Origin of the sequence: Armatimonas sp. (assembly GCF_043760365.1) — a bacterium.
GTDB lineage: Bacteria > Armatimonadota > Armatimonadia > Armatimonadales > Armatimonadaceae > Armatimonas.
On record NZ_JAYUPA010000297.1, the window covers coordinates 1 to 1,945 of the forward strand.

The 1,945-nt window shown below is 57.4% G+C and carries 4 protein-coding genes; all 4 read right to left on the bottom strand.

Going from position 1 to position 1,945, the window contains the following annotated elements:
* Nucleotides 1-301: 301 nt before the first annotated feature.
* Nucleotides 302-889 (bottom strand): hypothetical protein, encoded by a 588-nt coding sequence (locus ACH2EH_RS07125; RefSeq protein WP_395140277.1) that lies wholly within the window; start codon nucleotides 887-889, stop codon nucleotides 302-304.
* Nucleotide 890: 1 nt separating this feature from the next.
* Nucleotides 891-1,283, bottom strand: coding sequence for a hypothetical protein (locus tag ACH2EH_RS07130; protein WP_395140279.1), 393 nt, complete (start codon nucleotides 1,281-1,283; stop codon nucleotides 891-893).
* Entirely contained in the window at nucleotides 1,273-1,575 is a 303-nt protein-coding gene (locus tag ACH2EH_RS07135; protein ID WP_395140281.1) for a hypothetical protein, read from the bottom strand. The genes ACH2EH_RS07130 and ACH2EH_RS07135 overlap by 11 nt, the downstream gene beginning before the upstream one ends.
* A 7-nt stretch (nucleotides 1,576-1,582) precedes the next feature.
* A partial coding sequence (locus ACH2EH_RS07140; RefSeq protein ID WP_395140283.1) for a hypothetical protein occupies nucleotides 1,583-1,945 on the bottom strand: 363 nt, incomplete at its 5' end.

Below are 1,945 nucleotides of genomic sequence, written 5' to 3' on the forward strand. Positions count from 1 at the left end.
AAACCCTAGTTTGTTGACACTCCCCATCCTCAGCCGTCCCGCTTGAGCTGCCAGGCTCTTACGGGACGGCTGTGCTATTTCACACCATTTTTAGCGTCATATCGTACACAGAATGTTTTCTCCACTCCGTTTCGTATGACGCAACTCTAAAAACAACAAACCCCCTGTCATCGCCCAAGAGCGAGACAAGAGGCCTGGATTATCGCCTCTGGCATGATGATCGCATCCGCCAGGATAGAGCCGTAAATTGTTGTATTATTGTCACCCCTCCAACTTGGTTTTGTCAATCCCTGAGTAAACATTAGTTTTTTCTCCAAAATGCCCACCAGGGCGCTTTCTCATTGTCCGGTGTGGTGATTCCCCCCGCACTCGAAACCTCGCCAGAATCGCCACCAGGGAGGCCGGAGCCTGTAATCTGCTCTACTGCTGGCAGTGCTTTGCCTTCCAGCTCTGCGATGCGGTGCTGCGCGGCGAGCTGAAGCCGTTGTGCCTGGTCCACAAGCTGGAGGGATTTCTCTGCTTGCTCCTGCCACTTGTCCGCCTGCGCCTTCAGATAGGCATTCTCACTGCGTAGCTGCTCGATGAGCACTCCGTCGTGATGGTTCGAACCATCATCAGGTTGTCCGCCATTGTCCGCCAACACTTCAACCGTGGCCGAATCCTGACCACATTTGTCCGCCAATTCTTCGGCCAGTTGTCCGCCAAACTCGGCCACGGGAGGTAATCCCATCTGTGAGGCCAGCGCCGAAACCTTTACCAGTGTCCGGCCATTGGCTGCCTTTTGGCGGTCATTGTCCGCCAATCTCTCCGCCGCACGGCGAGCCGAACGCTCAGGAACTCCCAAAGCGCGGGAGGCTTGCGAGATCGTGAGGAAGTCGGCTTCAGGCACCCTACTGATTCTCCAGGATGCGGCGGGCTTCGTCCTTGCTCAAAGGCTTCTGGTATCCCGAACGGATATAGACCACCACGACCATCGGCCCATCATCACCGTCTTCAATACGGTAGAACAGATGGAACTGAGAGCGCACCACAAGCCGCCGCAGCTCAAGGCCAAGCAGCTTTGACTCTGCTCGACGGATTACATGACGGTCGGGTAGGGTGGCAAGTGTCGCGGCATGGGCGTAGAAGTCATCATGAAGCGCCAGGCCGTCTTTCTCCTCACCCGTGAACAAGAACAGCCCGTGTGCCTGCTCGACCGCATTTAGCTTCGCCTCTTTCGAGAAGCGAATCATGTAGCGCCGCAGAGAAGGGTATTCGTCGTCTGAGAGGGAATCAGGCAGCACGGTGGATCGATCCCGGAGATTCGGATCTCCGCCCATCGTCATGCTTGCTAGCCTTCATCCGGGCGATAAGCTCCTCGCGCCCTTCTGTATACGCCTCCTCGAAGCTATAGGTACGTCCTGCTGCAATGTCAGCGAGGCCGCGCCGAAGCCCAGCCAGGGTTTCCTCATCAAGTTGCTCATCACCCATCCCAAACGCATCGAGCACAGCGGCTATTGCCAGTGCCATGCCTTCTGGGGTGGTAGTAAGGGCAACCAGCTCATCCGGCACCGCCTCTATCGTTAAATTGCTCATGGTGTCTTTACTCCCTCCCAGGCCCAGCGCCTAGGACTTCTTCCTTGACGCGCAGCCTAATCAGTCCGATAGCTTCCGCCAGATCGCACCCAGCAGGCTCATCTTCGCCCAGGGGAGCATCGAGGCCAACGCTACGACCACGGGCCGCGTCTACACGCTCTGCGACCACCAGAGCCCGTGTGAGCAGCTCCAGCAGCTCGCGCGTGTCGGATGTGCTCAGTTGCTCCAGAGGGATAGCCCCGGTGAAATCAGGCAGCTTACTCATGTCTGGACCAGCTACCATGCCCACACCACGAGCGAGTAGCGCAGCGCCATCGAACGCATCCCGAAGATGCTCTAGAGTAGAGCGCCCATTGATTGACGCGTTGCC

Excerpts from the sequence above, each read along its gene's own strand:
- ACH2EH_RS07135 (WP_395140281.1), bottom strand. The coding sequence starts at position 1,575 with ATGAGCAATTTAACGATAGAGGCGGTGCCGGATGAGCTGGTTGCCCTT.